We start from the raw sequence: 25,291 nt of genomic DNA, 5'->3' as shown, positions 1-25,291 counted from the left end.
GGATCTACAAGCCCCGGGGGATCGGGGCCTATCTCGTCAACGGCACCGCAACGCCTGAAGGAGCTCAGACATGAGCCGTGAACTGCACCTGAACGTCAACATCCTCAACGCCGGCGTGTTCGGCGGCTCCTGGCGCTTCCCGGGAACCGACGCCACCGCCAGCTACACCATCGACCACTACACCGAGATCGCGAAGAAGGCCGAGGCGGCGCAACTGGACGCGATCTTCCTCGCCGACGGACCGGTGCTCGACCCGCAGGTCCGCCACCGCCCGGGCAACAACCTCGAGCCCACGACGGTACTCGCGCGGATCGCCGCGCAGACCGAGCGGATCGGACTCATCGGCACGCTGTCGTCGTCGTACAACGACCCGGTCGAACTCGCTCGCCGGGTCGCCGACCTCGACTACGTCTCCGGCGGACGCGTGGGCTGGAACGTTGTCACCACCGCTGGACCTGTTGCCGCCCGCAACTTCGGGCGTGACGGGGAGCCGGACCACGCGCTGCGGTACCGCCGCGCGGCCGACTTCGTGGAGCAGGTGGTCGCGACGTGGGCGGAGCGAACCGAGCATGCCTCACCACAAGGTCGCCCGGTCGTCGTGCAGGCGGGCGGTTCCAGTGACGGCCGCCGGCTCGCCTCTCGCGTGGGGGAGGTGATCTTCTCCGCCGACCAGGACCTCGAACACGCGCGCGCCTTCCGCGACGAGATCCGCGCCGGTGCCGCCGACTTCGGACGCCGGCCCGAGGACGTCGTCGTACTCCCAGGTCTGTCGACCGTGGTCGGCAGCACCGAGGCCGAGGCGAGGCAACGGCGTGAGCTGCTGGATGAGGTGCTGCCCGATGCCTATGCCCGCGGCCGGCTCGCCGGTCAGCTCGGGTTCTCCCTCGACGGGCTGGACGACGATGCGCCGATCCCGGCTGAGCTGCTGGTCGAGCCGGACGAGGCGGGTGGCTCCCAGACGTTCTATCGCATGGTCAAGGGCATCATCGACCGCGAGAACCCGACCCTGCGGCAGCTGCTGAAGAAGTTGAGTGGCGGTGGCGGTCATCGGATCGTGGTCGGAACTCCGGAGCAGATCGCCGACGACATCGAGCGCTGGTTTCTGGCCGGCGCCGCGGACGGCTTCAACGTGATGCCCGACGTACTGCCGTCGGGATTCGACCACTTCGTCGAGCAGGTCGTCCCGGAGCTGCGACGGCGTGGTCTGTTCCGCCATGAGTACGCCGGTACGACGCTGCGCGACCACCTCGGTCTCGGAGGACCGGATGTACCCCAGGGTGTGTGGGATCGAGCTCCGTTGGAGGCGGCCCGATGAGTACCACGACTCCGATCCTGCTGGAACTTGCGGTCGGCCGGTTGGTCGACGATGTCGGTCGCGGGCCGGACGCGCCGCTGGTGACCAGCCTGACCGATGCCGTCCGGATCGCGCAGGTCGCCGAGGCCGCCGGAGTCGCTGGTCTGCGGCTGCTCGACGCGGCACCAGGCTTCGCCGTACTCGATCCCACCGTAGTCGTGTCGTTCCTCGCCGGGGGGACGTCGGCCCTGGGCTATCTGGCGGACGTGCCGACTACTCATCACGCTCCGTACAACCTGGCTCGCCGGATCCTCTCGATCGACCGTGCCACCGGCGGCCGGGCCGGGCTGGTGCTGCGGCCGGGGGAGGGCGACGAGGTGACGATCGCCGTCGTACCTGACCCCTCGGCGCGTGATCCGAGACAGCGCTGGTGCGAGTACGCCGAGATCCTCCGCCGGCTGTGGGACTCGTTCCCGGCCGAGGCGCTCGTCGGGGATCAGCACTCGGCGATCTTCGTCCGCGACGAGTTGATCCGCCCCGCCGGATTCGACGGCCGGTTCTATCGAGTCTCCGGTCCACTCGACGGCCCGTCGTCGGTGCAGGGCCGGCCGGTACAGGTCGCAGCGGTCACCGACGCCGCGGAGATCGCCTGCGTGGTAGGCCATGCCGACGCTGTCGTCGTCGACGTTGCCGCGGCACCGCTCGCCGATGCCGCACTCACCGCCGAGCTCGAGCGAGTGGAGCGGACGCGAGCCGAAGTCGCATTGCTCGGCCGAATCCAGGTGCCGCCCGCAGTCGACGCGGACTGGCTCTACGGCCGGGTCGCTACCCAGTCGCTCGACGGACTGGTACTGACGGTGAACGGCTCGACGCACGAACTACTCGCCCTGATCGAGAACACCGTGTCGCGGCTTGTCGCACCCAGGCCGACCGGCACTCTGCGAGAGGCGCTCGGCCTGTCACCGGTCGCGGTTCGTACCGCGGACCAGCGGGAGAGCGTCGCATGACGGCCGCTCCGGAGCTGCACGTCACTGTAACGGGGATCAGGGCGGGGATCGCGCCGATTCTCGAGCGCCTTGCGGCGACCGCGGGAGATCGTGAGGCCACGCGCGACTACCCGTACGAGGAGGTGCGGGCGCTGGCCGAGCATCGCATCACACTGACGGGGATCGCGGTCGACGACGGTGGCGCCGGCGGCACGTTGCGCGATGTGGTGGATCTCGTCATCGCGATCGCGCGCGCTGACTCCAACGTCGCCCAGGCGCTGCGTTCGAGTTTCCGCACGGCCGCGAGCGTGATCGCTCGCCAGGACCTCCCACATCGGGAACGCACCTTGGCGCGGCTACGCAACGGCGACCTGTTCGCCGGCACCAGCAACGAGCGCGGCGGCGCGGCCGGTGCGGTCGCGACCAGATTGCTCCGCAAGGACGACGGCGAGGTGCTGAGCGGCGCCAAGTACTACTCGACCGGTGGCCTCTTCGCCCAGTGGTTCAGTGGTACGGCGACGGACGAGGACGGCAAGATCGTCCGGTTCACGGTTCCGACCGATCGTGAAGGTGTCGAGCGGCTGGACGACTTCGACGCGATCGGGCAACGGCTGACCGCGAGCGGGACGACGCGGCTCAACGACGTACGGGTCTATCCCGACGAGGTGATCCGGGCGGACGAGGCGCCGCCGCGCAACCCATGGCAGGGGTCGTTCGCGCAGCTGTACCTCGCGTCGATCGAGGCCGGTATCGCCGGAGCCGCGTTCGACGATGCGGTCAGGTTCGCGCGGGAGAAGGCGCGGCCGATCAAGCACAGTACGGCGGACGGCGCGGTCGACGATCCGTACGTGCGGCACGTCGTCGGCGAGATCGCCGCTCGGGCCAATGCCGCACGTGCTGTCGTCCTGCTCGCGGCCGAGGAGCTGGGCGCGGTCCCGGCCGCCTCCGACGACGAGGTCCGTGCTGCCGGTGCCCGAGCCGCGCTCACCGTGGCCCAGGCGCAGTACATCGCCGTGGAATCGGCGCTCCGCGCGGCCGAGCTCGCCTTCGACGTCGGCGGTGGTTCGGCGACCGACCGCGGTACGGCGCTCGACCGGCACTGGCGCAATGCCCGGACCGTTGCCAACCACAACCCACGCAACTGGAAGGCCGCGGTCGTCGGCGGCTTCCACCTGACCGGCGACGAACCGCCGACGTCTGGTCTCTTCTGAACGAAAGGCTCCATGGCACTCGACCTCAGCCGCCGAGCGCGACACCGGTCGGGACACTCCCTCGCTGCAGCCGACCCAGCTCGACCACAACCTGCAGGCGCTGAGCTTCCCACAGTTGACCGACGACGAACTGGCTCTGGTGGACGAGCACGGCATTCACGGCACGGGGTTGAAGCTGTGAGTGATGCCGTGACCGTCAGCCGGATCGGGGCCGGGGCGGGCGACGGCCGGCCGTTCCGGCTGGGCTTCCTGCTGCATCTCGACAACGACAGCGCCCCGGCGCCCGCGTACCGGCAGGCGATCGAGCTGTTCCGGGCTGCGGAGGAGCTCGGCTACGACTCCGGATGGGTGATCCACCGGCACTTCCGGCAGGGCAACGAGCACGTCTCGGCGCCGCTCGTACTCCTGGCCGCGATCGCCGAACACACCAGCCGGATCCACCTCGGCACCGGCGTGTACGTCCTACCTCTCGAGGATCCGCTGGTCGTCGCCGAAGCGGCTGCCACCCTCGACGAACTCAGCGGCGGCCGGCTGCAGTTCGGCGTCGGCTCGGGCCCGTTCCCCGGCGCCTGGGAGGCCTTCGGCAAGGACCTCGCGGATCGGCACAAGCTGTACGACGCGGGCGTGACCAGCCTGCACCGCTTGTTCTCCGGCCATCCGGTGAACAGCCTGGGCGAAGTACTGCATCCGCCGGCCCGTGATCTGCGCCGCCGGCTGTGGCAGGCGACATCGTCCGATCCGGCGGTCGCGATCGCGTCCGCTCAGGCGGCAGGTCGTGCGGGCGACGGGTTGCAGCTCTCGCGGGCCACCGCGTTCAACCGGCAACAGACCACTGAGCGGCAGGCAGAGATCGTCGCGGCCTTTCGGGAGGCCCACTCCGCAGCGCATCCAGAGGTCACGCCGCGCGTGCAGGTCTCGCGCGCGATCTATCCGCATCCGGATCGGGCGGCGGCGGTGGCCGCGGTCGCGCCAGGATCCAGTCGGTGGCAGTCGTGGATCGCGTCCCGCCGCGGCTTGCCTGAGTTGAGCGTCGAGGAGTTCCTCGTGCAGGACAACGCGCTGCTCGGGGCGTCTGAGGGCATCGCCGAATTGTTGGCCGCTGATCCGGCACTCGAGCACGTGACCGATCTGCTGGGCAGCTTCGTGCCCGGTGTGCCGCCGCTCGACGAACACCACCGATTGTTGCAGGCGGCAACGGAAGTCGCCGGCCTGCTCGGCTGGCACGAACAGGCCCAGCAGGGCTCCACCTTGCGCGACCGCTTGGGTGTGCCGCATCGCGGACAAGGCCATACCGATAACGCAACCGTGGCAGGCTGAGACGATGTCGACACTCGAACTTCCGCCTGACCAGTTGCTCACGACAACACGCACGGTTCGCAAGCGCTTGGATCTGGAGCGACCGGTTCCGCTGGACTTGATCCGCGAGTGCATCGAGATCGCCGTACAAGCGCCATCCGGAAGCAACGGTCAGACCTGGCACTGGATGGTGATCACGGAGGTGGAGAAGCGGGCGGCGATCGGGGAGTACTACCAGCGTTCCTTGGAGAAGTACTTCGCCGATTCGGATGCTGCCGGGAAGGTGACCGAAGGCGATCCCGAGCGTGTGGCCGTGCAACGCAGGGTGCGGAGCAGTTCGGCGTACCTGGGAGAGCGGATGGGGCAGGTGCCGGTCCTGGTGATCCCGTGCATTCCGGCCGCATCGCTGCCTGAGGGAAATCAGGCGGCGTTGTGGGGTTCGATCCTGCCGGCCGCCTGGAGCTACATGCTGGCGGCGAGATCGCGCGCGTTGGGTACGGCGTGGACCACGTTGCATCTGAGGTATGAGCGGGAAATCAGCGAGTTGCTCGGCCTGCCGGAGGACCTCCGGCAGGCGGTGCTGATTCCGACGGCGTACTCGATCGGAACAAGCTTCAAGCCCGCCGCCCGGAAACCGCTCGACGACATCCTGCACTTCGACGCCTGGTGATCCAGCTCAAAGAGCTAGTACGAGCTTGCCGCGGTTGGTTCCCGCGGCGAGGCTGTTGAGCGCGATGGCGGCCTTGGAGACGGGCAGATTCCTAGGGTGGATCACGAACCAGCCGCCGTACTGTGCCTTCCACGCCTGGCTCGGCCGGGGCGAGGCTCTGGCGCAGTCACGTCGGCGATTCGACACCGGCGACGTCGAGGGTGCCGGGCAAGCGCTGCCGGACGAGATCGTCGACGGTCCGTGGCTCCACGGCACTCCTGACGATTGCCGGCAGCAGATCGCCGCGTTCCGCCAGACCGGCGTCACGTCCATCCTTCTCTATGTCGCCCCGACCCCTGAACTTGTCACCGGCGCTGATGCCCTGACCGATGTACTCGCTTACCTGGCCAGCTCTTGATCAGATATCGTCGTCGAAGGTGACGATCACCTTCTCGGCCGCACCCGGTGTCGTCGCGAGGTCGTACGCGTCGGCGACGTTCGAGAACGGTACGCGATGGCTGATCAGTCGGGCGAAGCGTTCGGAGTGTTCGGCCAGTTGCGGCGTCACTTCGAAGATCTCGGTCGGGTAGCCCATGGAGGCGATCAGGGTCAGCTCGCTGCGCAGCATGGCGGCGAGGTCGGTTTCGGACTTCTTCTGTACGGCGACCATGACCAGCTTGGCGTGCCACTTGGCCGATGCGAGTGTGGTGTTGAATACGGCGGGCGCGCCGGCGGCGTCGATGTAGATGTCGGTGCCGGGGCGGGGTTGGCCGAGTGCGTTGGCGCCCTGGCCGTGCAGTTCGGTCAGCCGCGCGGTGATGTCTTCGTGGGAGGAGTCGATGACGGCGTCGGCTCCGACCGCGAGTGCTGTCTCGAGGCGCGACGCAATGACGTCGGCGACGACGACGTGCTGGACGCCGCGAAGCTTCAGCCAGATGGCGGCACCGAGGCCGATCGGCCCGGCTCCGAAGACGACGACCTTGTCGGTGGGGCGGGCTTCGGAGCGGTTGACGCTGTGCAGGGCGACCGCCATCGGTTCGTTGAGCGCGGCAACTTCGAAGGGCACCGAGTCTGGAATCAGCGCCAGGCTCTCGCCGACGACCGCGTTCTCGATGAGGAGGTACTCGCGCATGCCACCAAGCGCACCACCGCAGCCGATGATGCCCGAGGGCGCGGCCTGCGGATTGACGACCACGTGGTCGCCGGCCTTCAGACCGGTCACGTCTGCTCCGACGTCGACGATCTCACCGGCCGCTTCGTGGCCCAGTGGCACCGCGGTCATCTGGCCGCCTGGACCGAACGGTCCACCGCCCATGTGCAGGAAAGTGGCGTCGGTGCCGCAGATGCCGCAGGCGCGGACCCGCAGCAGTACGTCGTTGGGACCTGGGGCCGGTCGCTCGAGGTCGACGACGTCGATGGCGCCAACCGCGCCGGTCTGAACGGATTTCATCGTCATGGTGTAACTCTCCTTGTGAGGTGGGGTTGTGGTGACGAATGCTCAGGCGGCTGCCACGTGTGCCGACAGCCACGACCGAGTGGTGTCGTAGCCGTCGCGGATCAGCTGCCTGCTCTGCCGGAAGTCCATCGGACTCACGCTTGCGCTTGCCGGTGGCGGCAGGAGGTGGACCCGGCCGCGGGCCATGGCGACGTCGTCGGCGGTGATCCGGCTGAGCAGTTGCCGGGTGGCCAGCAACGCGTTGTCGACGGCTCCGTGGGCTGGGGGAGTCGATGCCATCGGCAGTACGTAGCTGGTGGTTGCACCCGACTCCTCGGCCTGCAAGATCGGGATGTCGGCAGCCACTCCGCCGTCGATCAGGAGTCGTCCGCCGAGTTCGACCGGTGGAAAGATGCCGGGTAGCGCGGCGCTGGCGAGGAGGGCCGGAAGGGCAGGACCGCTCGAGAGCACGGCCGGACGGCCGGTCGCGGCGTCGGTGGTGACGACGTGGACTGGGATCTCGGCGTCCTCCAGGTGGCCGATTCCGATCCGGCTGGCCAGCAGGGCACGAAGACGATCGGGCGAGACGAGGCCGGTGCGCCGGCCGGTCAGTCCGTGGACCAGGTGGCGGGGGCGGATCGGGAAGATGTCGCTGCGCCGCAGCCGGGACCAGAGCTCCTGGAGCTCGTCGAGTCCTGCTGTGGTGGGATTCTGTGCGAAGGCCACCGCGTTGAGGGCGCCTGCGGAGGATCCGACTACCAGGTCGGGGCGGATCCCTGCCTCGAAGAGTGCACGCAGCATCCCGACTTGGCCGGCGGCGAGGCTGCCGCCGCCCTGCAGAACGAAGGCCAGCTTCGGCTTGGGCATCTGAAGGCTCTTATCTGTGGAGTAGTCGTGGGTCTGGGGATCGCATGCCTTTGGGCAGGAGCAGGCAGCAGATGAGCAGGGTGAGCGCGACGAGGCCGTCCAGCCAGTAGTGATTGGCGGTCAGTACGACCACCGCCAACGTGGTCAGGGGGTGCAGGAGCCACAGCCATCGCAACCGGCTGCGGGTCACTGTGATCATCGCGATGGCGATCAAGGCGGCCCAGCCGACGTGGAGGCTTGGCATCGCGGCGAACTGATTGGCCATCCCGGTGTCGCTGTTCGGCCCGTAGACGGACTGGCCGAACCTGATGCCGGTGTCCACCCAGCCCAGGTTGGGCAGCATCCGTGGCGGTGCCAGCGGGAAGATGGTGTGCCCGACCAGGGCGAGGCCGGTGAGCGCCATCAGGGTCGACCGCACCTTCTTGTAAGCGGCGGGACGCCGTACCGAGAGCCAGATCAGGACGAGTGCGGTGAGTGGGAAGTGGACGTAGGCGTAGTACGCGTTGGCGGCCTGGGGGAGATGGGGAAGCTGGAGGAATGAGTGCTGCAGGGCTGCCTCGCTCGGTAGACCCAGCTCGCGTTCCCAGTGGACCAGCCGGTGCGCGTTGTCGAACGCCGACGCGCTGTGCTTGGCCGCATAGATCCGGCCGATGCTGTAGACGACGTACATCGATCCGAGCAGCAGAATTTCGCGCAGCACCTGCCGTACGGCGGGCAGCGTGGCGAGGGCCCGTTTGCGTGACGGCTCCGCAGCGTCGACGAGCCCGATGGTGTCGGTTCTGGCCGAGTTCGTCGTTCGCATGCGGAGCCGCCTTTCTTGGTGTGGGTTGCGGTCAGTGCACCGGTTCGGCGACCGGGGTGTCGGTGGTGTCCGGCGTCGCAGCGCTGTGGTCGAGTGCTTCGCCTTCGATGTCGACGCGGGGGAGGACGCGGCCAAGCCAGCGGGGGAGCCACCAGGCGGCGTTGCCTAGCAGTGACATGACGGCCGGCACGATGGTCATCCGGACGACGAACGCGTCGACGAGCACGCCGAACGCCAGGGCGAAGCCGATGGATTTCACCAGGACGTCGGGGGAGAGGATGAACCCTCCGAAGACGCTGATCATGATGATCGCGGCGGCTGAGACGACGCGGGCACCATGGCGTACGCCGGTGACAACGGCTGCTTGAGCGTCGGCGCTGTGGGTGTAGTCCTCGCGCATCCGGGTGACCAGGAAGACCTGGTAGTCCATCGCGAGGCCGAACAGGATGCCGACGAGCAGGACGGGCAGCAGGCTCATGATGGGGCCGGTCTCGGTGACTCCGAGGATGCTGCCGAGCCAGCCCCACTGGAAGACCGCGACGACGGCGCCGAAGGTGGCGGCGGTGCTGAGCAGGAACCCGAGGGTGGCCTTCAGCGGTACCAGTACGGAGCGGAAGACCACCATCAGCAGCAGCATGGCCAAGCCGACGATGATCGCGAGGTACAGCGGCAGGGCGTCGCCGATCTTGTTGGAGACGTCGATGTTCAGCGCGGTCTGTCCGGTGACGGTGACTTCGGCGCCGGTCTGGTGATAGAGCGTGGTTTGCTCGGCGCGGATGGCGTGGACCAGGTCGGTGGTCTTCTGGTCGGTGGGTGCGCTGGCCGGGATGACGCTGAGCAGTGCGGTGGTTCCGTCCGGGCTCAGGACAGCCGGCGTGACGGCAGCGACGTCGGGCAGTGCCTTGATCGTCGCGGCGGTCTCCGTCGCCGCCGTGGTGGTCGTGCTGGCGTCGGTCGTGCTCACCACAACTGTGAGCGGGCCGTTCAGGCCCGGCCCGAAGCCTTCGCTGATCAGGTCGTACGCCTTGCGCTGCGTCGTGTCGACGGCGGCCATGCCGTCGTCGGGCAGGCCTAGCCGCAAGTCGGTCATCGGCATCGTGACCGCGCCGAGGCCGAGCAGAGCGACGATCAGGATCGGGATCCGTCGACGCGTGACGAGTCTGGCCCAGCGCTCGCCCATCGGCGTGCGGCCCTGGTTGGACTCCTGGCCAATCGCCGTACGATGCCGCAGTTTACGGCCGAGCACGCGGCGGCCGGTGAAGGCGAGCAGTGCGGGGATGAGGGTGATCGCGATCAGTACGGCGACCGCGACGGTGCCGGCGGCGGCCAGGCCCATCGAGGCGAGGACCGGGACGCCGACCACGGTGAGTCCGGCCAGGGCGATGATGACGGTGAGTCCGGCGAAGACAACCGCGGACCCGGCGGTCCCGACCGCGCGGCCGGCTGCCCGCTGTCCGTCGCTGCCTTCCAGTAGTTCGTGCCGGAAGCGCGAGACGATGAACAGCGCGTAGTCGATGCCGACGGCGAGGCCGAGCATGAGGGCCAGGATCAGGCTGTTGGCGTTGATGTCGGCGAAGCCGGACAACGTGGTGATGCCGGCGATACCGACGCCGACACCGACGATTGCCGTGAGCAGCGGCAATCCGGCCGCGATCAGCGATCCGAAGGTGATGACGAGCACGAGTGCCGCGATCAGAACTCCGATGCCTTCTGCTGCTCCGGCGGCCTCGCTGGGCCGTAGTGCGTCACCGCCGGCTTCGACGGTGAGTCCGGCAGTTCGCCCGGCCTCGAAACTTTGCTCCAGTGCGGTGCGGTCGGCGTTGGTCAGTTCGGTGCCCTGGACCTTGTAGCTCACCTGAGCGATCGCGTAGCGGCCGTCGGTCGAGATGGCGGCGGTCTTGAACGGGTCGGTGACTGTGCCGACCTGCGGTGCCGCAGTCATCGCCGCGACCACCTGTCCGACAGCGGCTCGGTTGGTGGGCTGCGCCAGCGTCGTACCGCTCGGCGCGACGAAGACCACCCTGGCGGTGGCGCCTCCGACATTGGCCTGCGGGAAGCGGTCGGCCAACTGGTTGATGGCTTGCTGTGCCTCGGTGCCCGGCACGGTGAACGAGTTCGACATCTGGCCGGAGAGGGTGCCGGCGCCCACTCCGGCCAGGACCAGGACGAGGGCCCAGATGCTGGTCACTTGCCAGCGGTGGCGGTAACAGAACCGGCCGAGCCGGTACAGCAGCGTTGCCATGAGATGCACTCCTTCGGACGTACGAGGCGCTCGATGCGACGCCACTGACTCGAAGGAGACTAGCCGATCGTCTAGTCAATAGCTAGCCGTTCGTAAAGTTAGATGCTTGCCGAGCGGCAAGTCGACAAGTTACCGATCGGCAAGTTGTCGCCTTGTCGATCGGCAAGGTACTGTGAGTGATCCTGGGGATCATCGGGGCAACAAGGAGGACACTTGGCCACGGCTGCAACACCCAAGACGGCAGCACCCAAGACGGCAGGAGCGACCGATAGCAGACAGCGCTTCATCGATGTCGCGCTCCGCCTGTTCACGCAGCACAGCTTCGCGGGCACCTCGCTGCAGATGATCGCGGACGAACTCGGGGTCACGAAGGCGGCCGTCTATCACCACTTCCACACCCGCGAGGAGCTCCTCAACGCGGTTGTCGAGCCGGTGCTCGAGCAGTTGCGGGCCATCGTCGACGCAGCCGAGGGGCAACGCACGGTGCATGCGCGCGCGGAGCACATGCTCACTGGCTACGCCGACCTCGCCGTGCGGAATCGGGCGCTGATCTCGGTGCTGGCCGCCGACCGTGGCGTGATCGAGATCCTTCGCGCACAAGTTGACCTGGGGACGCTGATCAACCGTCAGGTCAAACTGCTCGCCGACGTCGACCCGGGGCCGGCCGGGCTGGTCAAGGCGGCCCTGGTGTTCGCCGGGATCGCCGGCGCGGTCGGGCCGGCTCTCGTCGAGCTCGACGACAAAGCCCTGAATCAACACCTCACCGAAGCCGGTCGCCGCACCCTCGGCCTCCGCACCCCCCGCCGCCCCACGCCCGGCACGCCGCGTCCCTAGTTCCGACGCCCCGTGCTAACCCAAAGCGCCCGGTTGGCCTGATGAGATGGAGGCGGGGCGGCGGCCAGAACCGCCGTCCCGCTCGTTCGTCCTGGGGTTGTCTCCTCGTCAGCTCCCGGTTTGGCAGCTGGTGCGGTAAGAGCCCACGTTCTGGGTCAGTGCTCTCAACAACAACTGCCTTGATGGCCCTCGCAGGCACCAGGGCTTCCGCTCGAGCGGGGTTCAGCAAGTCTGTAGGGATTCCTCTACACCAGGGGCGTTGGTGTTTGGGTTTTCCCGCGCGGGAGGTGTTGCGGTCGTGCCGGTACGACGAGATCGCCCTCCCGGGCACGTACACACGCGTGACACGGATCTGAACGCCCTGCACTGGTTCTGGATCGCCCCGGTCTACAACCCGGACGTCCCGTACCTCTCCGTTGACCGGCTGACCGGCTGACCGGCTGACCGGCTGATCGGCGTTCGCGCGTAGGTGCAGCCGAGGGGCGGGCGATGGCCCCTGGCTCGGCGTGCCTGGGAGCACGCCGAGTCTGGGATCGTGCCGGTGATCGTTTGGTGACCGGTGGCGGATGCGCGACCCCGCCGCTGAACCTGTTGGCGGGGTGCCCGGGCGGCGGAACTGTCGGCGCGGGCCGATACGCTGGCGCGGACCGGATCAGGAAGGGAGCACGGTGGACGGAGGGTTCACGCCGTTCAGTTATCTGACCGCGCCCAACGAGCGGCTGTATCGGGCCGTCATGGACGCGTTCGTGCAGGCCAAACGGCGGTTCACCGTGCACCTGCGACCGGAGGACGTCCGCGCGTCGATGCACGACGCCGCGGAGTTGGCGGTGATCGGTGATGCGCTCACCCAGCTGGTCGAGTGGGGCAATCTCCGTGCTGATCCCGATACCAGCCGGGTGACGACTGTCGAGGATTTCCATCGATCGCGGTTCCTCTATCAGCTGACGGTGCGCGGTGAGGCAGTGGAGCAGGCGGTCACGGCGTACGACGAGGCGCTCGGTAGGCGTGGAGCCTTGCAAGCAGTCGCCCTCGCGGACATCGCGACGCAGCTTCGGGCGCTCGCCGAGCTGGCCGGTTCCTCGGAACCCGACGCGGCGAAGGTGCATCTGTTGTTGCGTGCGCTGGTTGATCGGTTCACGGACCTGGCCGGTAACGCTCAGGCCTTCATGGGCTCGCTGCAGCGCACGATCGATCTGCACGATGCCGATGCCGACGTGTTCCGCGCGTACAAGGACCGGCTGATCGATTATCTCGAGCGGTTCATCAAGGATCTTGTGAGTACCGGCGCCGAGATCGCGGCGCTCGTTGCTGGGCTGGAACGTCGGGATGTGGGTGCTTTGCTGTCCGTTGCTGCCTGGCGCGAGGCGGAGGACGCGGCTCCGGGCGCATCCGAGGACGGCGATCCGCGCCAGGTGGAGTTCGAGCGCGGCCGGCGGTTGTGGCAGGAGCGCTGGCAAGGATTCCGGGCCTGGTTCGTCAGCGAGCCGCACCATCCGAGCCAGGCGAAGCTGCTGCGGGCGCAGGCGCGAGCCGCGATTCCTCAGCTGCTGCAGGTCGTCGCGGTACTGAACGAGCGGCGTTCCGGGCGGTCGGACAGGTCGGCGGACTTCCGTACCTTGGCCAAGTGGTTCGCCGAGGCGCCGACGGAGGATGATCTCCATCGGCTGTGGCGGGCGTCGTTCGGCCTGAGCGGGGCTCGCCACCTGTCCGTGACCGAGGAGAGTCTGGACGGAGCGGTGTCCGCGCTGACGCCGTGGGCGGAAGCGCCGCCGTTGCTGATCAGCCCCAGGTTGCGTCGGACCGGAAGCTACGAACGCCGCGGCAAGCCCAGCCGGGTAATTGATCGTTCCGCCGAGCGTGGCTATCTCGCCGATCTCGCGCGGCGGGAGGCCGCGGAGGCAGTGGCCGCGCGCGAGGCATTGGCAACCTCGCATCCGACGCGCTTGTCGGACCTGGGTGAGCTCGACCCGGTGGCGTTCCGCTGTTTCCTGGCGCTGCTCGGTGATGCGCTGGGGGCTCGGGTGCCCGGCCGGCGTGTGGTCGAGACGACGACATCTGACGGCAGCATGTCGGTCCGGTTGACCGCGCTTGACGATGGCCGGCGTGCCGAGATCCGTACGCCGGACGGCACCTTCTGTGGCCCTGATCAGCTGGTGGAGATCGTCGATCTCACGGCTGTCGATCTCGTGGAGCGGAGCGCATGAGTGGATTGACGGATGCGCTGGCAGCCTCGCGTGCCGATGAGTCCCGGCGCGCGGCCCGCGCTGTGCTGCGACGCCCACTGCTCCGGCAGGTCGACGACGACCTCGTGCTTGTGCGGCGGCACGCGCCGGCTCTGCGTGACTGGTTCGAGCGCAACACCGGATGGCACCTGGCCGTCGACAGCGAGATGGCGCGGCTGGTGAAGACGGTCGCCGATTCGGCCGATCCTACGCATCCGGCGCGAGACGCCAAGTCGAAGCAGGCATTCGGCCGCCGTCGGTACGTGCTGGTCTGTCTCGCGCTGGCATCGCTGAGCCGGGCCGAGGCGCAGATTACGCTCGGCCGGCTGGCGGAACAGGTTGTGCTCGGAGCAGCGGATCCCGCGCTTGCCGCCGCCGGTGTCGTGTTCGTGCTCGAAGGCCGGGAGGAGCGAGCGGACATGGTGGCCGTGGTCCGGCTGCTGATCGGCATCGGCGTACTCGGCCGCGTCGCAGGCGACGAAGACTCCTTCGTCAAGGAGACCGGCGACGTGCTGTACGACGTGCGGCGGCGGGTGCTGGGTGCGTTGCTCACGTCGCCGCGCGGACCGTCCACCATCGACGCGAGCGGATTCGAAGAGCGGCTCGAAGCATTGACTCGCGAGTTGCCGCCGACCACGGATGACCTGCGGAACCAGCGGATTCGCCATCACCTGACCCGACGGTTGCTCGAGGATCCGGTGCTGTATTACGACGAGCTCGACGAGGCGGAGAGGGCTTATCTCCAGGGCCAGCGGGCCGCGATCACGGCGCGTATCACCGAGCTGACCGGTCTGGTCCCCGAGGTACGCGCTGAAGGCATCGCGATGGTCGATCCGTACGACGACTTGACCGACGTGCGGATGCCGGAGAGCGGGACCGAAGGGCACGCCACGCTGCTGGTGGCCGAATACCTGGCGAACCAGGCGGAGCGTGAGGTGCAGGTGGGGGAGATCCACGAGTTGCTGCGCCGCAAGGCCGTCGAGCACAAGAGCTATTGGCGTCGCGACGCTGCCGAGCCCGGTGCCGAACGGGGGCTGGCGGCCATAGCGCTGGTTCGGCTGCAGGCGCTCCGACTGGTCGCGTGCTCGGGCGAGCTCGTGACCGCGAGGCCGGCGCTTGCCCGGTTCGGTGTCGACGAGCCGACGATTCAGGCGGCGCTGTGACGCGGGAGCTTCCGGCTCCCGCGATCGAGCGGTGGCAGCCACTGCGCGCAGGTCTCGTCGACCTCTTCTACTACGACCAGGAGGAGTTCTGGTTTCACGGTGGGCGGCTGCTGCTGCGCGGCAACAACGGCACCGGGAAGTCGAAGGTCCTTGCACTCACTCTGCCGTTCTTGCTCGACGGTGATCTGTCCGCACATCGGGTCGAGCCTGACGCCGACCCCAAGAAGCACATGGAGTGGAATCTGCTGCTCGGCGGAGACCACCCGCATGCTGAGCGCCTCGGCTACACCTGGCTGGAGTTCGGGCGCCTCGACGAGCGCGGCACCGCTCACTTCCGAACGATAGGTTGCGGTCTGAAGGCCGTGGCTGGCCGGGGTGTTGCGCGGCATTGGTTCTTCGTCACCAGCCGGCGCATCGGTGCGGATCTCACCTTGGTCGACGCGACCGGCAGCGCGCTGACGCGAGACCGGCTGAACGACGTACTCGATGAGCGGGGCACGGTGTATGACCGTGCCCGGGACTACCGGCGCGCCGTCGATGAGAATCTGTTCGGCCTGGGGGAGCAGCGGTACGGCGTGCTGGTCGACCTGCTGGTTCAGCTCAGGCAACCGCAGCTCTCGAAGAAGCCCAGTGAGAAGGCGTTGTCCGCGGCGTTGACCGAGTCCCTGCCGCCGCTGGATCAGGCGGTGATCGCAGACGTTGCCGAAGCGTTCCGGAGTCTCGACGAGGATCGCTCCTCGCTGGCGGCGATGACCGAGGCGCGGGATGCGGCCATGTCATTCCTCAACCACTATCGTCGCTACGCCCGGATCGCTTCGCGGCGGCGCGCCAGGCTTCCGCGCGAGGCACACAGCACCTTCGAGCGGATCAGCAAGGAACTCGGCGACGCAGAGCGGGCGCTGTCCGAGGCCGAGGCGCAGCTGACCAAGGCCAGAACGCAGCTCGAGGACGCCGTATCGGAACAGACCCGTCTGCAGGCGAGGGATGCGACGCTGCGAGAGAGTCCGGAGATGCGGGACGCCCGCGAACTCGAGCGAGCGGCCGAGGATGCACGCCGGTCGCGCGGCGATGCTGAGCGGCTTGCCGAAGAGCGAGGTGCCGCCGAGGCCAAGGTCGAGGCGCAGCAGGAGCGGCACTCGGCTGCCGAGGGACGGCGGACGGCAGCGAGCGATGCCCTGACAGTGATTCGGAGGCAGGCGGAGGAGGTCGCGTCGGCGGCGCGCATCGCCTCCGATCACGCCGAACGCGTCGACCGGGCCTTGGACGCAGGCAGCGATCCGGCCCAGCTTCGCGTCGAGGCTGAGCGGATCACCAGCCGCCAGCAGCGGGCGCTCGACCACGTGACTCGCCTGCTCCGGCTGGCCGATGAGGCCGCGCATGAGGTGACCGTCGTGCGGCGCGCCCTGGGCGACCTCGAGACCGAAACGGCCGACCTCGCGGAGCGGCGCCAGGTCGCCGCGGTCACGGTTGCCCAGGCTGGATCCGACCTGCTCTCGGACGTTCGCGGTCACCTGGACCGCGCGGCCGAGCTGCGAGTGGCGGACATCGCAGCCGTGCTGGCGGAGCTCGAGCTCTGGGTGGAGACACTCCAAGGACCCAACCCAGCCGCCGTCGCCGTGACCACCGCAAGTCAGACTCTGGCGGCGGGCCTCGCGACCGAGTCCGCGGACCTCGACGCACACCGGCGATCCGGACGAGCTCGGCTCGACGAACTGACGGGCGAGATCGCCCGCCTCGAACGTGGCGAGGACACGATCCCGCCCACGCCGTACACCAGGGATCCGGCTGCGCGGGAAGGGCGGCCAGGTGCTCCGTTGTGGCGGCTCGTCGACTTCGCGGAGGGTGTCGGCGACGCGGACCGAGCGGGCATCGAGGCAGCGCTCGAGGCCGCCGCGATCCTCGACGCATGGGTTACCCCCGACGGTGAACTGCGGGCGGCCGAAACTGATGACACCTTGCTACGCGCCGGCGATCCCGTCCCCGTCCATCTCGGAACAGTCCTCCGGCCGGTGCTGGACCCCGAGGATCCACTGGCGAACGCAGTGTCCGAGCAACTGGTCGACGCACTGCTGTCGTCAATTGGGTACGGCGAACAGGCAGGGCACACTTGGGTGAGTCCGGACGGCCGGTTCCGGCTCGGTGTGCTGACTGGTAGCTGGCGCAAGTCGGCGGCGATGCTCATCGGTCGCATGGCCCGCGATGCCGCGCGGCGGGCGAGGCTGGCAGAGCTTCGTGAGCAGGCCCTTGCCGTGGAGGCGCAGCTTGCCGACCTGGATCTCGCCAGGGCACATGTCGGCGAGCGGAGGGCTCGGCTTGCGCAGGAGGTCGCCGACGTTCCGGACGACACCCGGCTGCGCCAGGCGCATAGCGTCGTGCTCGCGTTGGTCTCAGAGCAGGCCCGGCTGGCCGAACGACGGAAGGTTGCTGAAGACAACGAAGTGGCCACGGTTCGGGCCGCCGAGCAGGCACGTGACGCGGTGATGGAGGGAACCGGGGACTCCGGACTGCCGACGACGGCGGAAGCGTTGTCCGAGGTAGCAACGGCTCTGGCGACCTACCGGATCGCCCTCGTTGAGCTCTGGCTCGCTCTGTCCGTCGTCGCCGATGCGGAGCGGCAGCTGGCCGAGACAGTCGGTGATCTGAAAGAGGCCGAACGTACGTATGTGGGCCTGGTGGAGCGCGCACGTGGTGCGGAACAGCATGCGGCTGCAGCTGCGGAGCGGCATCAGACCTTGCAAGACACAGTCGGTGCCGCAGTGGCTGAGCTACAGCGTCAGCTGGCCGAAACCGCCGAACGGCTCCGGACCAGCCACTCACAGCAAGAGGCCTCCCGTGGGGACGTGGAACGGGCGATCGATGCCCGGGGCCGAGCGACAGGCCAGCGCCAGACCCTGGCCGAGCAACTCGACGACGCTACCCAGCGACGAGCCGAGGCGGCCGAGTCGTTCCGGCGGTTCGCCGCCACTGGGCTCCTGGCCGTTGCTCTGCCCGAGCTCGAGGTTCCCGATACCGGCGCTTCCTGGCCGCCGATCCCGGCGATGCGCCTGGCCCGGCGGGTGAACGACGAGCTGAGTGAGCTGGACGATGCTGACACCGTCTGGGATCGCGCTCAGCATCGGCTCAACACCGAGCTGAAAACGTTGCAGGACACGCTGTCCAGGCATGGCAACCGTGCCTCCGCGGACCTGCAGGAGGACGGCGTCGTCGTCGAGATCGAGTTCCAGGGGCGACCGGCGACAGTTGCGCAGCTGGCTGACGCCCTCGACACCGAGGTCACCGACCGCGTACGGCTGCTGAGCGAACGTGAGCGTGAGGTCCTGGAGAACCATCTGGTCAACGAGGTCGCGAGCACGCTGCAGGAGCTGATTTCAGCCGCCGAGGCTCAGGTCGGGGCGATGAATGGGGAGCTCGAGAGTCGTCCGACCAGCACTGGCATGCGACTCCGGCTGCTCTGGCAGCCTCGACCCGACGGTCCGGCCGGCCTCGCGGCGGCGAGGGAGCGACTGATGCGCCAGACCTCGGACGCCTGGTCGGCCGAGGATCGTGCTGCTGTCGGAGAGTTCCTGCAGGCGCGCATCGTCGAGGTCCGCGCCCAGGACATGACTGGTACCTGGCTGGAGCACTTGACCGCGGCCATGGATTACCGCGCGTGGAACCGGTTTGTGATCCAGCGCTACCAGAACGGGCAATGGAAGCCGGCGACCGGTCCGGCGTCCGGTGGCGAAAGAGTCCTCGCGGCCAGCGTCCCGCTGTTCGCGGCCGCGTCCGCGCACTACAGCTCAGCGGGCAACCCGCATGCTCCGCGACTGATCACCCTCGACGAGGCCTTCGCGGGCGTGGACGACAACGCACGAGCGAAGTACCTGGGGCTGCTCGCGGCCTTCGACCTGGATGTGGTGATGACCAGCGAGCGTGAGTGGGGCTGCTATCCAGAGGTGCCTGGCCTGGCGATCTCGCAGCTGGCGCGCGCGGACGGCGTACCGGCGGTCCTGGTCACCAACTGGCAATGGGACGGTCATCGCAGGTCACGCGTCGACCGTGACACCCGCGGCTACGATGAGCCGTCCCAAGGCGAGTCACCGCAGGACGGGCTCTGGGAGTGATCGACCGCGCGAGGCTGACACGCCTGCTGGGCGGCGAAGACCTCGCCTGGCTGGTTGCCCGGGTGCGCAAGCGGATGGAGCGCGGCCAGTCCCTGGACACCGCCGTGACGTTGTCCGACGCAACGTCCTTTCAGCGGGCCGCCGTCCAGCGACTACTCGGCCGACCGCCGGTCCCGGGGCGAGCGCTGACGGTTTCCCTGCCCGCCGTCGACCGGGTGCTACGCGACTCCGGAGCCAGCCCTGCCGGTCTGGAGGGTGCGATCATCGCCCTGACCGGCGAACTGGTCGATCGTCAGTCGGCTGCGGCCGAACTGGAGCAATCGTGGCGAGTCGCCTTCGACCCTTTGCGCGAGGCGGTCGGGCAGGCGCCCGAGCTCGCTGAATGGCTCGCCGGACTCGGCAGCAGCGGCCTGGCTCGGCGTCTGGCGGGTACGCCGTCGACGGCCGGTCCGCTGCTCGCCGACCTTGCCGCGGTCATTCGGGAGTTGCCGGCGGGTGGCGAGCCGTTGGGGCGGTTCGCTGCGCGATTGACTGGGCGCGCTCACGCGCTGGACGACGGGGAGCCGCTCGCCACATTGGTGCTCAGCGCGGCCAGAGCGTTGTCTGGCCTCGGACCTGGGAGTGGCGCCGAGTGGAGGCGCGAGGTGTGGGCCTCGGTGGGCATCCTTCGTGACGAGCTTTCGGCTTCGGTGCTCACTCTGGGGCTTCCGGGAAACCCCGAGTCCGCGACAGGACGGGCCTTGGGCGCCCTTCGGGACGGTGGTCAGCCCGCCGTACTGACATTGCGTCAGGTGGTGCGCGACGAGATCCGGGTGAAGACGCCGTACGTCTTCGTCTGTGAGAACCCGGTCGTGGTCTCGTCCGCCGCGGACGGCCTCGGACCGGACTGTGCACCGCTCGTATGCACCAATGGCCAGCCCAGCGCGGCTGTCATGCACCTGCTCCGGCGCTTGGTCGCTGATGGTGCTCGGCTCATCTATCACGGCGACTTCGACTGGGGCGGGATCCGCATCGGCAATGTCGTCTTTGACCGCCTGCCCGCCCGCCCATGGCGGTTCGGTGCCGAGGATTATCAGGCGACGGCTCAGGCGGTTTCGCAGCGAATCCATGCCCTGAGCGGCCCACCCGTCACCGCGAGCTGGGACCCGGCACTCGCGCAGGTCATGAAGACAGTCGGTCGTGTCATCGAAGAGGAGCACGTCGTGGACCAGTTGCTCTCCGACCTTGCCCAGTGACGCAGATGTGCAGGCAGATGTACGAACGAGACGGCTCGATCGGCAGGTGTCCCACGGCGACGATGTCAGAGAACGCCAATGAGCCGTCGGGTCTGGTGGCCACGTGGCGTTCCCAATGCACGTAGTCGTCCTCTACCAGGTACGGCGTACTTGACGGCGATCGCGTTGGGGCACAGCTGACCCAGCCTGGACAACAGCCCACCGTCGACCCATGCACTCCGCAGACAGAGGACCACGCCTAGGTCCGGCAGCGCGTCGGCCGCAACGTGCCGGTCGAACTGGAAGCCGCGCAAGCCGACGGCTGTGGCCGGATCCGCGCGTTCTGTGCCGTCGTGCTGCCGTCGCTGAAGCCCGGGATTGTCGCTGTCGGATCGTTCGCGTTCATCAGCACGTGGAACAACGTCCTGTTCGCTGTCATGTTCATGAGCTCCCAAGACCGTTCACCGTTCCCGTCGGACCGAGCTACCTCTTGGGCGACTTCGGAACGGACTTCGGCGCTCTCGCCGCCGGCGGCCTGATCGCCGTCGTTCCCGTCGTCGTGCTGTTCGCCTACGTGCAACGCTTCCTCATCCAGGGACTGCGCGCTGGCGCCGTGAAGGGCTGACGGGGGCCATCGCCGGTGATGGCGGTCGCGGTCCGTGGCGGTAAGGACACGATCGCCGAGGTCATCATGCACACCGATCAGGCAGTGAATACACCGCCGGCACCGTCCGGGCTGCCTGCACCCGGCTCGGCATCACCCAGTCCATGGGCGGGCCCGGATCGGCACTGGACAATGCGGTCATCGAATCCTGGCACTCCACGATCGAGTTCGAGCTCCGCACTTCCACGCCAAGGCCCACGCCCGTGCCCCGCGTCGCTGCCTGGATCGAGGAATACAACCACGGCCAGTTCACGCTGTCGTGTCGTTAGACGAGGTTTGGGTCGTCGAAGGCGTGTTCGAGGGCTTGGGCGGCCGCTGGGTTGGCGGCTTGTCGGCCCATGTAAAACGTCTTGGGTTATGGAGACTTTGGCCTGGCCAAGTTGGTCGGCGATTTGGCGGGCGGTGTGGCCGGCTTGGTCGAGGGCGGTGGCGGTGGTTTTGCGGAGGGCGTGGGAGCGGATCCAGGCGAGTTTGTCTGCGGGGGCTGGCCGGGTGGCTTCGTCGACTTGGGCGAGGAGGGCTGGGGAGTCGTCGAGATCGATGCCGTAGGTCTTGACGAGGTCGGCGACCAGTTGGTGGTCGACTTTGATGCGGCCGGTTTCGATGGGTTCGATTCTGGTTTGGGGCCAGGTGAGGGCCTCGGCGACTTGCTTTCGAGACAGGCCGGTTTCGCGGCGGAGGGCTCGGAGGGTCAGGCCTAGGTCGCGGCGGGCGGTGCTGCCGACGGGGGAGAGGGCGGTGCGGAGGGATCGGCGGACGTTGGAGGGGTCGCGGAAGCCGCCGATGACGTCGGCGAAGATCGGGTCGTCGAGGCGGATGCCGGCGGCGTGTCTGGTGCGGAGTACTGCGCTGGCCCAGTCGGGTAGGTGGAGGAGCCGTTGGCCGGCTCTGGACTTGGTGCGTTTGCGGAGCAGGCCTTGGCCTGTGACGCGGACGATGGTGCTGGTGATCTCGACGGTGCCGGCTTCGAGGTCGACCTGGGACCACAGGACGGCGAGGGCTTCGCCGATGCGGACGCCGGTGCCGAGCATGAAGGTGACCAGGTCGGGGAGATCAGCCTGTACAGCGCGTTCGTCCGTGGTGAGGTGCTTCCTGAGGAGCGTGACTTCTTCGCCGGTGAGGGATCGGGATGGGTTCTTGGGCTGGGTTTCGATGGCGTCTACTTCGCGGACCGGGTTGACGGAGATGGCGCCGTAGCGGACGGCGAGTTTCAGCGCGCCGGAGAGGATGGCGCGGCAGGTCTTGGCTGTGGGGGCGCCCGCACGGTTCTTGATCTTGGAGAGGACGGTGTCGATGCGTGGGGTGGTGGCCTCGCCGATGCGGATGTCGCCGACGGCGGGGCGGACATGGTTCTTGATGGCGCGCCGGTAGGTGTCGAGCGAGGTGGGTGAGTATTTGCCGTCGGCGACCCGTTCCTTGAACTTCTTCTCCCAGAGATCGAGGAGGTGGGTGATCTTGTGCATCGCGGTCAGCTCGCCGGACTGGCTGGTCCTCGCCCTGTCCTGGAGCTTCTTGAGCAGGGCGCGCTCGGCTGCTGTCTTGTTCTTGCCGAAGGCCGACACCGGGCGGACCCGTCCGTCGTGATCGCGGAACCTGGCCTGCGACTTACAGCTGATCGGCTTGCCATTGTCGTCGGTCTTCGCGACCCAAGTAGAGATTTCGCCCCAGGTTCCGATGGGCAGTGGTGGCCTCGGCATGTCAAGCCTCCAACCTGTGTGATGGTTGGCAGCTCAACGCTGGCTGGGTCGCGGAGTCCGAAAAGTCGGTGAGGATGCGAAGCGATGTGATGTGACGCACAGTCACGATCAGACGGAGGCCGGAAGAGTCGCCCGATTGCTCACGAGCGGAGGATGAGACGGATCTCGGCGGATCAGCTCGAAGCGGACATCCGGCAAAGTGGTGCGTAAACGGTGCGATGGGGGCATGAAGAAACCCAGGACACGTGTGTGACCTGGGCTTTTGTGCGCCGCCAGGGACTCGAACCCCGAACCCGCTGAATTCCAGTTGAGGCTGATCATCATTTGTCAATGATGCTCGGGATCCCTTACAGATAACGGGTTCTGTGGCTGCTCGTTGCGCGTAAGTTCTCATCGGCAACCATCCTCTCGCGCTGATTGAGGTGCGTAAAGAGGTGCGTCTCCGGTTGGTCGAGCCGTTGGCGGACCTGTCGAAGAAGGGCGTTCTGGCGTCCGTGGGTGACCTGTTGTTCAGGTCCACCGGGCGTTCTCTGGATCCCAGTGCTTGCCGCGAGCCTCGCCGCTGATGAGTGGGTCTGCGAAGGCTGTGATCACCGCGACTGCGTCCGCGAAGCTGGTTGGGTAGCCGATGGCGGCTGGGCCCTGGCGTCGTAGCCATGCGGTGTAGGAGGGCTGTCGTTGCTGGGGGAGGTCGGTGATGCTCGAGCTGAGTGGTCGCAAGGTGATCTGTCGGTGGGCCGCGGTGGCTTCGAGAGCCCTGAATACCTCGTCGGCGCGGAGAGTGTTGGCGCGTAGCAGGCGGTAGAGGTCGCCGTAGTCGCGGTCGCGGGTGTTGAGGTCGCCGAGTTCGATGGCGGTGGACAGTTTCTCGGCGATGACGGTGGCGAGTGGGTAGCCGAGAATGGTGAAAGTCCCGGCTTCCAGTAGTTGTTGGTATGCGATGAGTTGGGGCTCGGGGGTGATGGGATCGCCCAGACTGACATCGAGTTGAAGCTTGAGTTGTGCACGGGCGATCGAGGCGGGCATGACGAGTCGGAGCCCGTGGTAGGGGCCGTCGTCTCGAATCGGTGCGGTTCTCAGGCTTGCGCCGTCGAACGCGACGCCGTCGTCGACTTCGGTCGCGGCGATCGCCCTGACTCGTCGGATGATCTGGGTGTCCTCGCCGGTGAAGGGCTTGCCCGAGAATGTCGATGTCTCGCGTCGTGCGGCGTGCGCCGAACTGGGCCAGGAGCAGTCCGCCCTTGAGGACGAAGTGTTCGCGGCCGGCTGGCGATGTCGCCAGCCGGTAGAGAAATCGTTCGAGGACGTACTCGACCATGAGTTCGTCGGTGGCGCGCCGTTCGCGGCGTGCTGAGTTCCGCAAGTCGTTGTAGACGCGACCGGCAGTGGTGTCGCGGGCTGGATTGACCATCAGGCGAGCACCGCCTCGACGGCCGGCCGGATGACGGACAGAGCGTGCAGTTCGCGCGCGATGCGTTGGAGATCCCCGACCCCGTCGGGCCCACTGGTTCGCAGGTACCGTCCGAGCGCCGCCAGGGCTAGTGTGTGGCCGACGCGGTTGCGGTGGCGCATAGCATCGACCACACTCCGGGCTGCGTCGTAGACCGGCACGAACTCCCCTGGTGCCGCCTCGTACTGCTCGATGTTGAGATCGAAGGTATTGGCTGCGTACTGCGCGACGACGACGGGCGGGTAGGAGATCGCCGGACGGCGGGTGCCACGCGGTACGGCGATGTGTACGGCAGCTGGTATGTCGTCGATCAGCTCGTGCAGCGCGAGCGCGGACTCGCCGCAGACGACTGCATGGGATGCTCGTCTATGTACGGCTAGCAAATCGAGATGCGCAGTCTCGGGGGCGTCGGAGCGCCGGTAGACACCGCGCGAGAGCTCAATCGCGGCCCCTTCGCTGACCAGCGTCGCCAGATCCCGTGACGGCACGCCGGCCTGGCGCGCCTGCGCCGTGGTGAAAGTGGGCGGCAGGATCGCGAGCCGTTGGCGTGAGCGAGGCGGGTCCGCAGGCGTCATGTATCAAATCATACCCCGTGAGGACGTTGAAGGGCGCGATTTGGTACACGATGCCTGTCTTCGCCTCGAGATCGGCCGAGGCCCGCGTGGTCAATCACATCTGCAGGGCGACTCCGGTGAGAGCCAGCCCGGCCGATCCTCAGCGCGGCCCTGATCGCAGGCCGCACCTCAACCCCTACGCCACTGACTACCTCGGTATCTGCCCATGATCACTCTTCGAAGCCGTCGACACCAGCAGGTGTCGTTCCCTGCCCCAGCCGAGTCGAGCGGAGAAAGTCAGCTATCGCACTGCCGCTATCCGCAGTTTCCGACCGCCGCGGTTCGCTCAACGTGCCGAGCGGTGCCAGCATCAGCGCCTGGCGGCCAACCCTTGCTCGACCACCACGTTGCATCGTCCTCGTTCGTGGTTCCGGAGAGATATTCCGCAGTTGCCTTGTCCATCACAACCGCGAAAATGTTGAACTGGTGCTTCGCTGCGTCGCTTGGGTGCTCGTAACTGGTCAGGTCGTCGGCGGCGTGGTTCGTTGATCGAGGCAACGAGATGTTGATCATGGTGTGGTGCCCGCCGGTCAACGTCCGTCCTATGA

General features: G+C 67.8%; 21 protein-coding genes and 2 pseudogenes. 15 read left to right on the top strand and 8 right to left on the bottom strand.

The features are described 5' to 3' along the window. The first annotated feature begins 70 nt into the window (after positions 1-70). The 3 genes from EV643_RS40525 to EV643_RS40515 are packed head-to-tail and all read left to right on the top strand — an operon-like array spanning position 71 to position 3,491. A complete protein-coding gene (locus EV643_RS40525) occupies positions 71-1,315 on the top strand; it encodes an LLM class flavin-dependent oxidoreductase (protein ID WP_133805548.1) in 1,245 nt (414 codons plus the stop codon). Then, positions 1,312-2,301 (top strand): LLM class flavin-dependent oxidoreductase, encoded by a 990-nt coding sequence (locus EV643_RS40520; protein ID WP_133805547.1) that lies wholly within the window; start codon positions 1,312-1,314, stop codon positions 2,299-2,301. The genes EV643_RS40525 and EV643_RS40520 overlap by 4 nt, the downstream gene beginning before the upstream one ends. Next, positions 2,298-3,491 carry an acyl-CoA dehydrogenase family protein gene (locus EV643_RS40515; RefSeq protein ID WP_133805546.1) on the top strand — a complete coding sequence of 398 codons (1,194 nt, stop codon included), beginning with the start codon at positions 2,298-2,300 and terminating at the stop codon, positions 3,489-3,491. The genes EV643_RS40520 and EV643_RS40515 overlap by 4 nt, the downstream gene beginning before the upstream one ends. Before the next feature lie 25 nt (positions 3,492-3,516). Here the strand turns inward: EV643_RS40515 and EV643_RS46610 are convergent, their stop codons facing one another. Further along, a complete protein-coding gene (locus EV643_RS46610) occupies positions 3,517-3,651 on the bottom strand; it encodes a hypothetical protein (protein WP_255513089.1) in 135 nt (44 codons plus the stop codon). 17 nt (positions 3,652-3,668) lie between these two features. Here EV643_RS46610 and EV643_RS40505 point away from each other — a divergent pair, with 17 nt between their 5' ends. From EV643_RS40505 to EV643_RS40495, 3 genes are all read left to right on the top strand, one after another. Then, positions 3,669-4,808, top strand: a complete 1,140-nt coding sequence (locus EV643_RS40505; RefSeq protein ID WP_202869991.1) for an LLM class flavin-dependent oxidoreductase — start codon at positions 3,669-3,671, stop codon at positions 4,806-4,808. A gap of 4 nt (positions 4,809-4,812) precedes the next feature. Then, positions 4,813-5,457, top strand: a complete 645-nt coding sequence (locus EV643_RS40500; RefSeq protein WP_133805545.1) for a nitroreductase family protein — start codon at positions 4,813-4,815, stop codon at positions 5,455-5,457. A 64-nt stretch (positions 5,458-5,521) separates the two neighbouring features. Then, positions 5,522-5,854: an LLM class flavin-dependent oxidoreductase gene (locus EV643_RS40495; RefSeq protein ID WP_133805544.1), complete on the top strand. Its 333-nt coding sequence runs from the start codon at positions 5,522-5,524 to the stop codon at positions 5,852-5,854. Here the strand turns inward: EV643_RS40495 and EV643_RS40490 are convergent, their stop codons facing one another. The 4 genes from EV643_RS40490 to EV643_RS40475 are packed head-to-tail and all read right to left on the bottom strand — an operon-like array spanning position 5,855 to position 10,782. Further along, positions 5,855-6,892 (bottom strand): zinc-dependent alcohol dehydrogenase, encoded by a 1,038-nt coding sequence (locus EV643_RS40490; protein ID WP_202869990.1) that lies wholly within the window; start codon positions 6,890-6,892, stop codon positions 5,855-5,857. It lies immediately after the preceding gene. Positions 6,893-6,934: 42 nt separating this feature from the next. Next, complete coding sequence (locus EV643_RS40485; protein ID WP_133805543.1) at positions 6,935-7,738, bottom strand: patatin-like phospholipase family protein; 804 nt, start codon at positions 7,736-7,738, stop codon at positions 6,935-6,937. A gap of 10 nt (positions 7,739-7,748) precedes the next feature. Then, positions 7,749-8,540 carry a phosphatase PAP2 family protein gene (locus EV643_RS40480; RefSeq protein ID WP_133805542.1) on the bottom strand — a complete coding sequence of 264 codons (792 nt, stop codon included), beginning with the start codon at positions 8,538-8,540 and terminating at the stop codon, positions 7,749-7,751. A 31-nt stretch (positions 8,541-8,571) separates the two neighbouring features. Next, the gene (locus tag EV643_RS40475; RefSeq protein ID WP_133805541.1) at positions 8,572-10,782 is read right to left on the bottom strand and encodes an MMPL family transporter; all 2,211 of its coding nucleotides are present in this window, start codon (positions 10,780-10,782) and stop codon (positions 8,572-8,574) included. A 213-nt stretch (positions 10,783-10,995) separates the two neighbouring features. Here EV643_RS40475 and EV643_RS40470 point away from each other — a divergent pair, with 213 nt between their 5' ends. The 9 genes from EV643_RS40470 to EV643_RS47125 all read left to right on the top strand — a co-directional run bounded on the left by EV643_RS40470 (position 10,996) and on the right by EV643_RS47125 (position 21,251). Further along, entirely contained in the window at positions 10,996-11,616 is a 621-nt protein-coding gene (locus tag EV643_RS40470) for a TetR/AcrR family transcriptional regulator (protein WP_133805540.1), read from the top strand. A 298-nt stretch (positions 11,617-11,914) separates the two neighbouring features. After that, positions 11,915-12,052 (top strand): hypothetical protein, encoded by a 138-nt coding sequence (locus EV643_RS44505; RefSeq protein ID WP_166665761.1) that lies wholly within the window; start codon positions 11,915-11,917, stop codon positions 12,050-12,052. 232 nt (positions 12,053-12,284) lie between these two features. After that, positions 12,285-13,820, top strand: a complete 1,536-nt coding sequence (locus EV643_RS40465; RefSeq protein WP_202869989.1) for a TIGR02677 family protein — start codon at positions 12,285-12,287, stop codon at positions 13,818-13,820. Continuing rightward, a complete protein-coding gene (locus tag EV643_RS40460) occupies positions 13,817-15,001 on the top strand; it encodes a TIGR02678 family protein (protein ID WP_133805538.1) in 1,185 nt (394 codons plus the stop codon). Before EV643_RS40465 ends, EV643_RS40460 begins: the two co-directional genes overlap by 4 nt. Beyond that, on the top strand, positions 14,998-19,104 hold the full coding sequence (locus tag EV643_RS40455; protein ID WP_133805537.1) for a TIGR02680 family protein: 4,107 nt from the start codon (positions 14,998-15,000) through the stop codon (positions 19,102-19,104). Before EV643_RS40460 ends, EV643_RS40455 begins: the two co-directional genes overlap by 4 nt. Continuing rightward, on the top strand, positions 19,101-20,339 hold the full coding sequence (locus EV643_RS40450; protein ID WP_202869988.1) for a TIGR02679 family protein: 1,239 nt from the start codon (positions 19,101-19,103) through the stop codon (positions 20,337-20,339). The genes EV643_RS40455 and EV643_RS40450 overlap by 4 nt, the downstream gene beginning before the upstream one ends. A 266-nt stretch (positions 20,340-20,605) precedes the next feature. Then, complete coding sequence (locus EV643_RS47130; RefSeq protein ID WP_202869987.1) at positions 20,606-20,857, top strand: ABC transporter permease subunit; 252 nt, start codon at positions 20,606-20,608, stop codon at positions 20,855-20,857. Continuing rightward, a complete protein-coding gene (locus EV643_RS46605) occupies positions 20,809-20,943 on the top strand; it encodes a hypothetical protein (protein ID WP_255513088.1) in 135 nt (44 codons plus the stop codon). Before EV643_RS47130 ends, EV643_RS46605 begins: the two co-directional genes overlap by 49 nt. A 143-nt stretch (positions 20,944-21,086) precedes the next feature. Further along, complete coding sequence (locus EV643_RS47125) at positions 21,087-21,251, top strand: hypothetical protein (RefSeq protein WP_370452435.1); 165 nt, start codon at positions 21,087-21,089, stop codon at positions 21,249-21,251. Between the two features lie 267 nt (positions 21,252-21,518). On the opposite strand, the pseudogene EV643_RS47200 reads toward EV643_RS47125, so the two are convergent. The 3 genes and pseudogenes from EV643_RS47200 to EV643_RS40430 all read right to left on the bottom strand — a co-directional run. Continuing rightward, a pseudogene (locus EV643_RS47200) lies at positions 21,519-22,445 on the bottom strand (helix-turn-helix domain-containing protein); the annotation flags it as partial. A 744-nt stretch (positions 22,446-23,189) separates the two neighbouring features. After that, positions 23,190-23,997: pseudogene (locus EV643_RS40435) on the bottom strand (nucleotidyl transferase AbiEii/AbiGii toxin family protein). Positions 23,998-24,089: 92 nt separating this feature from the next. After that, positions 24,090-24,704: a type IV toxin-antitoxin system AbiEi family antitoxin domain-containing protein gene (locus EV643_RS40430; protein ID WP_133805535.1), complete on the bottom strand. Its 615-nt coding sequence runs from the start codon at positions 24,702-24,704 to the stop codon at positions 24,090-24,092. Positions 24,705-25,291: the final 587 nt, after the last annotated feature.

This window comes from Kribbella caucasensis (assembly GCF_004361855.1).
Classification (GTDB): Bacteria; Actinomycetota; Actinomycetes; order Propionibacteriales; family Kribbellaceae; genus Kribbella; species Kribbella caucasensis.
This window is presented reverse-complemented; position numbering and strand designations above follow the sequence as displayed.